Below are 6,754 nucleotides of genomic sequence, written 5' to 3' on the forward strand. Positions count from 1 at the left end.
CGTCGGCTTTTTTCATCTACTGACAGGTGCGCACTCGACGCCGCTCGGCATCCCTCGGTCCGGCTTGCGCACCTACCGTGCATGAGCGAACGTGCACAGCCTGTTCCCGGCCTTGAGCCGGTGCTGACCACGTCGGAACTGGCTGCCCACCTGGGCGTCCCGGTCCAGACGATCCACGACCTGCGCCACAGTGGGCGTGGGCCTCGCGGCATCCGCGTCGGACGCGAGCTGCGCTTCCGCCTCTCCGAGATCCAGGCCTGGCTGCTCGACCTCGAAGAGCGCGACCACGCTACCTCGTCCCGGGCGGGTGAGGTCCGATGAGTGCCGGACGGGCCCGACTGGAGATCGGCACCTATGGCGACATCTCGACCACCCGCACCCCGGCCGGCACCGTCCGCGCCGAGGCACGCTTCCGAGACCGCGACGGCGAGATCCGCAAGGTCACCGCCGTCGGCTCCACCGTTCAGGCGGCCAAGCAGGCATTGCGGACCAAGCTCGCCCGTCGCAGCACCGCCACCGGGTTCGGCACCACCCTCTCCCCGGAGAGCACCGTCGCCGACCTCGCAGTGGCGTGGCTGGAAGACGTCCAGGTCCGCACCGACCTCGCGCCGGGCACCAAGGACCTCTACGCCCGCGAGGTCAAGAGCCTGATCCTTCCCCACCTCAAGAGCCTGCGGCTGCGTGAGGTGACGGTGGGCCGGATGGACCAGTTCCTCAAGCGGCAGGCGACCGTCTCCTACGCCCACGCCAAGCACAGCCGCCGGACGGCGTCGATGATGTTCAACTTCGCGCTGCGCCACGACGCCGCCCACCAGAACCCGGTCGTCGGAGCCGCCCGCATCGCCGCACCGAAGCGCAAGCCCAAGGCATTGACGTACGAGGAGGTCGAGCAGGTCCGCCACGCCGCCCGGACCTGGCGCACCGGCCGGTCCGTCAGCGGTCCACGTCCCGACGGCCAGGTCCGCGACGTCATCGAGGTCATGCTCGGCACCAGCGACCGGATCGGCGAGGCCCTGGCGCTGCGCACGTGCGACATCGACGACAGCCGCGCCGCCGAAGGCCGGCCCATGCGGGTGGCCGTCGCCGGGACGCTGGTCGTCATCAAGGGCGAGGGCGTCTACCGCCAGGCCTTCCCCAAGACCTCTAACTCCCGGCGCACGCTGGAGATCCCCGAGTTCACTGCCGAGGTCATCCGCCGCCGGCTGAAGATCATCGAGGGCAAGGGCCTGGACCCGGACGGCAGCGGGGAACACCTGCTCTTCTTCACCCGCAAGGACACCCCGTTGGCTCCGAACAACGTCCGCCGCACGCTGCGCAAGATGCTCGCCGACGCCGGACTGAGTCACCTGGAGGTGTCCCCGCACACCTTCCGCCGGACGTCCGGCACCGTCCTCGCACGGGCGACCGACGCCAAGACGGCGGCTCAGGTCATGGGCAACAGTGAGGAGATCGCCCAGCGTCACTACATCGAGCCCGAGGCGCCAATTCCCAACGCTGCGCCGGCTATCCACCTGAAGTCCCTCGCTCCCCGCGTCCTCACGGACGCTTCCGAGAGTGAGGTGGCCTGATGGGGACATTCACCATCAAACGGCGAGGATCCTCTACACTAGGGGTGTTGGTGTTGAGGTGTGCCTACGGAGTGGGAGGTGAGGTCATGGCTCCGACGACTGACGAGTTGCTCGCCAGCCTGCCCGAGACTTTCCGCTACTCCGAAGCGCTCGACCACATCAGCGAACGCCAGCTGCGCCGCCTCATCGGCGACGGAAGCATCGTCGCGATCGCGCGCGGCCTCTATCGTAAGAGCGAATGGCTGGGCGACGAGGACCTGATCGAGATTGCGGCCAAGGCACCCCAGGCGACCCTGTGCCTGCGCTCCGCCCTGGCGCGGCACGAGCTGATCGACGACATCCCCGCCGAGATCGACATCGCGATCCCGCGCGGCTCGTGGACGCCGGAGACAACCGCCCCCGTCAGGTGGCGGCACTTCGACCCCGACACCTTCGACCTCGGGCGTAGCCAGCTCGACGTCGAGGGCGGACGGAGCATCGGTCTCTACTCCGCCGAGCGCAGCATCATCGACGCTTTCAGGATGCGCCACATCGAAGGAGCCGACCTCGCCAACGAGGCACTCAAGCGATGGCTCCGCCAGGGCGGGCAGCCCTCCGAGCTGCTGGCGCTGGCGCGGTCGTTCCCGCGAACGCAGTCCGTGCTGCGCGAGACGCTGGAGATCCTGCTGTGAGCCGGGTGACGAGAGGTACGCCGTCAGGCGACGCCTACCTCGACCTCCAGAACCAGGCGCGCCGCTCCGGTAGGCCCACCCAAGAGCTGTTCCAGCTCTACGTGCTCGAAGGGTTCCTCGCCCGGCTCGCCGTCAGCGACCTGCGGGACCGCTTCGTGCTCAAGGGTGGTGTGCTGCTCGCGGCGTTCGACTCGCGCCGGCCCACCAAGGACGTCGACCTGGCTGGCCTTGATGTCGCCAACGACACCGCGGCCGTGCTCGACCTGGTCCGGCGCGTCCTCACGGCGGCACCGCCCTCGGAAGACGGCGTCGTGTTCGTCCTCGAGACCGCGACGGCCGAGGTCATTCGTGAGGAGGACGACTACTCCGGCGTCCGCGTCCACGTCGAGGCATACCTGGCCAGCGCGAAGCTGCCGTTCCATGTCGACGTCAACGTGGGCGACCCGATCTGGCCGTCGCCGACAAGCGTGGCTGTGCCACGCCTGCGGGGCGGTGAGCCGATCGAGCTGCGCGGCTACCCGATGCACATGGTCCACGCCGAGAAGATCGTCACCGCCATCCAGCGCGGCACCGCGAACACCCGGTGGCGCGACTTCGGTGACGTCTGGAGCCTGTCGCGCCGGCACTCGCTCACAGCCGACGATCTGGCCCAGGCTGTCCATGAGGTCGCAAGCCACCGCAAGGCCACGCTCCGGCCGCTCGCCGAGGTGCTCGACGGGTACGCCGACGTGGGGCAGGCACGATGGGAGCAGTGGCGTCGCCGCACCAACTCCGACCACCTTCCCGAGCAGTTCGCCTCGGTCCTCGACGCCGTGATCGCGTTCGCCGACCCAGCGCTCTCAGGCGCGGTGGCGGGCCGGACGTGGAGGATCGACAGCGGAGCGTGGGAGTAGCGCCGAGAGGGTGGGGCCGGACGCCGGTGTTCGAGGTGGGTTCCGGCGAAGCCGCCGAGCTCGGCCGCCCCTGCGAGGGGCGTGGCCCCGGCCTTACATCGAATGGACGCATGCTACCGGCGGTAGTGGCTGCGCACCTGTCTCACGAAGGCGTGAGAGAGGACCGGCCGATGAAGGGTGGCGTGACCCTGTTCCGCGGCACCGGCGCGGCGGCGTGCCGGTACCTGGAGTCCGACCGCTCGACGGCGGATGAGTACTACTTGGAGAGCGGCATCGCGCTCGCGGAGCTCACCGTTACCGACGCCGCGGGCGAGGTCGTGGCGGAACGGTCGCTGGGGCCGGAGGAGTACGCCGCGTGGGTGGACTGGACCAATCCGCTCACCGGGACCTCGATGGGCACGCCCCGTCTGCCGGGTGACGGACGGCGAGGTAGTCCTCGGTTCGCGGAGATGGTCGTCAACACCCCGAAGTCCCTCTCGATCGCGGCCGCGCTCCAGCCGGAAGTCGCTGACGCCCTCGACGTCGCGCAGCGAGACGCAGCACACGAGATTCGTCGCTGGCTCGCGCAGCACTCGGTCACGAGGGTCGGTCCGCGTGGTGCGCAGGAAGTGGTGCCGGTGGAGAGGTTGCAGAGCGTTGCGGTGCTGCACCGCACGTCGCGCGCGGGTGATCCGCACCGTCACATCCACATCCAGATCGGCACCCGCGTCCACGCGGTGGGTCGGTGGCGGGCGTTGGACACGGCGGCGCTGTTCAAGCAGCAGAGCGCGATCCGCGCCCTCGGCACCGCCGTCGTCGCAGCACACCCGCACCTCGCAGCGGTGCTCCATCAGCACGGGCTCACGCTCGATCCGGTGACCGGGGAGGTGGTCGAGCTGGAGCCGTTCAACGCGGTCCTGTCCAAGCGCGCCGCCCAGGTGGAGCGCAACCTCGCGGTGTTCATGGCGGAATGGGACGCGGCGCATCCAGGACAGGTGGCGGGGCCGCTGGTACGTGCCCGGTTGCACGCCAAAGCCTGGGACTACCATCGGCCGAACAAGAAGCCCACCACGCTCGGTGGGCTGGGCAGCGAGGAAGGCTGGCGGCGCGAACTCACCAAGGCCGGCTACACCCCTGACGCACGCCAAGCGTCACCTCGCCACCCCGTCGAGCTTGATCAGTTGCGGGTGCAACAGCTCGCCGCGCGGGCGCTGGACCGCTGTGCCGCGGGCGCGTCGGCATGGACGGTCCACACCATCACCGAGCACGTCACCCGGATCATCACCGAGCACGGCGTCCGAGCCACAGGCGGGGGGCTGCGTGACCTGATCGCCGTCACGACGAGGCTGGCGGTCGAGGACTGTCTCTCGGTCCTCCCGCCCGGCACCGCCCAGCCTGAGCACGTCGCGCACCTGACCAGCCTGCGGGTCGTCGCCGCCGATACCGAGCTGCGCAACCTGCTCACCGCACGCGCCGAGACCCCGGTGACCGGTGCGCCTGATGTGAGCGGACTGGCCCACCAGCGTGGACTGGACGCTGATCAGGAACGCGCCGCCGCTGCGGTCGCGTCGGCCGCTCCGCTGGTGGTTGTGGAGGGTGCGGCCGGTGCAGGGAAGACGACGATGCTCGGCGTCGCCATCACAGCAGCGGCCGAGCAGGGCACGCGGATGCGAGTGGTGACGCCGACGAAGAAGGCCGCCGACGTCGCCGTCCAGGAACTCGGCGTCCCGGCTGACAGCGTGGCGGCACTGGTCTACGCCCACGGATGGCGGTGGAACGCCGACGGCGTCTGGACCCGCCTCCACATCGGCGACACCGACCCGGACACGGGTCGGACCTACGTCGGGCCACCCCAGGACGCCGTGTTGGTCCGGGGTGAGCGGATCGTGGTCGATGAGGCCGGGATGCTCGACCAGGACACCGCCCTGGCTCTCCTGCATGTCGCCGATGAAGCAGGTGCGAGCCTCGCGCTCGTCGGTGACCGCGCACAGCTGGCCGCTGTCGGTCGCGGCGGCGTACTCGACGTCGCCGCGTCGCTGGTCTCGCAGGTCTACGACATGGCGACCGTGCACCGCTTCCCCGACCCCGACTACGCCAGCCTGACCGTCCGGCTGCGACAGGGCGAGAACCCGGCCGGCCTGTTCGACCAGCTCCAGGCTCTCGGCCGCATCCAGCTGCACCGTAGCGGCGAGGACGTCCACGACGTCATCGCCGCCACGGCCCAGGTCGGAGATGCGGTCACGACGGCCACGAACGATGACGCCCGCGCCCTCAACGAGCGCATTCACCAGACGCGCGTCCAGTTGGGCGAGGTCGACGACACCTGCACGACCTTCGGGAGTGATGGGCTGCACCATCGGTGCGGGTGACGTGATCCAGACTCGCCGCAACGCCTCCGAGATCGGGGTGGGCAACCGGCAGACCTGGACCGTCCAACGGGTCGCCATCAACGGCGACGTGTTCGCCGCTGAAGCGGACAGTGGCCGGATGCACCAGCGGACGGTGCGATTGCCAGCCGAGTACGTGGCCGAGCACGCGCACCTTGCCTATGCGGCCACCGCCTACGGCGTGCAAGGAGCAACCGTCGACCGTTCGCACACGGTGCTGTCCGATGCGCTCGACGCATCGGGTGTCTACGTCGGCATGACCCGCGGACGTGAGCAGAACACCCTCCACATCGTTGCCACCGACCTCGACGACGCCCGACAGCAGTTCATCGAGGCGATGGCCCGTGACCGCGCCGACCGAGGACTCGCCGCTGCGGCAGCAGTCGCCCGCGAAGCCGTCGCCGGACTCGTGGCCGACGGTCCGGTGACGCTGGTCAACACCGAGCGTGCCCGGCTCCGAGGGTTCATCGAGAAGGCGGAGCAGGCAGCCAGACGTGGGGAGGATGCTCTGGCCGTCCTGATCCAGCAGGCGACGGGGCACCGGGCCGAGCGGGAGAGTCAGCAGCGGATGCCGCTGCCACCACCGCGCCGCGCCCGGTGCCCGCCGCGGACCAGAGCGGCGCGATGGGCCTGTGCTACGTCGTGATGGACGGCACCGGCGCCCCGATGCTGCCCTCGGAGACCGCCGGCCGGCCCGGCAAGGACGGCGCCCGGGCCGGCACCCGGGAAGTGAAGATCGGCTGCTTCTTCACCCAGCACGGCCGCGACCCTGCCACCGGTGAACCGGTCCAGGATCCCGGCTCCGCGAGCTACATCTCCACCTTTGCCCCCGCCGCGGACTTCGCCCGCACCGCCAAGGCCGAGTACCTGCGCCGCGGCTTCGACCAGATCCGCCAACCGGTCATCCTCGGTGACGGCGCCCACTGGATCTGGAACATCGCCGACACCCACTTCCCCGCCGCCACCCAGATCGTGGACTACTTCCACGCCCGCGAACACCTCGCCGACCTGACCAAGCTCCTCACGGCCGTCCTTAAGGACCCGATCACCTTCGAGCAGCACCTCATCGACCGCCTCGACCTGGGCGACACCGCCGCCATCGCCGAGGCCCTCACCGCCCTCGCCCTACCCCTCTGTGCCAACCTTGAGTAAGACACCCGGACAGTCCGGATCGGTGTCGTAGAGGGCGGGGAGGAGTTCCCCAGGATGAGTACGACGATGACGGCGCCCGCCGGGGCGGGGCAGTCTGTTTCTAT

7 protein-coding genes are annotated in these 6,754 nt (G+C 69.9%); all 7 read left to right on the forward strand.

The genetic code is table 11. From position 1 onward, the window contains the following. Window positions 1-81: 81 nt before the first annotated feature. The 7 genes from ACYC1Z_RS05065 (at window position 82) to ACYC1Z_RS05095 (ending at window position 6,650) form a co-directional block, all read left to right on the forward strand. Window positions 82-321, forward strand: coding sequence for a helix-turn-helix transcriptional regulator (locus ACYC1Z_RS05065; protein WP_461408452.1), 240 nt, complete (start codon window positions 82-84; stop codon window positions 319-321). Further along, window positions 318-1,568: a tyrosine-type recombinase/integrase gene (locus tag ACYC1Z_RS05070; protein ID WP_461408453.1), complete on the forward strand. Its 1,251-nt coding sequence runs from the start codon at window positions 318-320 to the stop codon at window positions 1,566-1,568. Before ACYC1Z_RS05065 ends, ACYC1Z_RS05070 begins: the two co-directional genes overlap by 4 nt. Window positions 1,569-1,639: 71 nt before the next feature. Beyond that, window positions 1,640-2,239 carry a type IV toxin-antitoxin system AbiEi family antitoxin domain-containing protein gene (locus tag ACYC1Z_RS05075; protein WP_461408454.1) on the forward strand — a complete coding sequence of 200 codons (600 nt, stop codon included), beginning with the start codon at window positions 1,640-1,642 and terminating at the stop codon, window positions 2,237-2,239. A 5-nt stretch (window positions 2,240-2,244) separates the two neighbouring features. After that, window positions 2,245-3,132 (forward strand): nucleotidyl transferase AbiEii/AbiGii toxin family protein, encoded by an 888-nt coding sequence (locus tag ACYC1Z_RS05080; protein WP_461408455.1) that lies wholly within the window; start codon window positions 2,245-2,247, stop codon window positions 3,130-3,132. A 170-nt stretch (window positions 3,133-3,302) separates the two neighbouring features. Further along, window positions 3,303-5,480, forward strand: coding sequence for a MobF family relaxase (gene mobF, locus ACYC1Z_RS05085; RefSeq protein ID WP_461408456.1), 2,178 nt, complete (start codon window positions 3,303-3,305; stop codon window positions 5,478-5,480). Between the two features lies 1 nt (window position 5,481). After that, the gene (locus tag ACYC1Z_RS05090; protein ID WP_461408457.1) at window positions 5,482-6,144 is read left to right on the forward strand and encodes a hypothetical protein; all 663 of its coding nucleotides are present in this window, start codon (window positions 5,482-5,484) and stop codon (window positions 6,142-6,144) included. Beyond that, window positions 6,144-6,650: a hypothetical protein gene (locus ACYC1Z_RS05095; RefSeq protein ID WP_461408458.1), complete on the forward strand. Its 507-nt coding sequence runs from the start codon at window positions 6,144-6,146 to the stop codon at window positions 6,648-6,650. Before ACYC1Z_RS05090 ends, ACYC1Z_RS05095 begins: the two co-directional genes overlap by 1 nt. Window positions 6,651-6,754 lie beyond the last annotated feature (104 nt).

It is taken from the genome of Georgenia sp., from assembly GCF_054605595.1.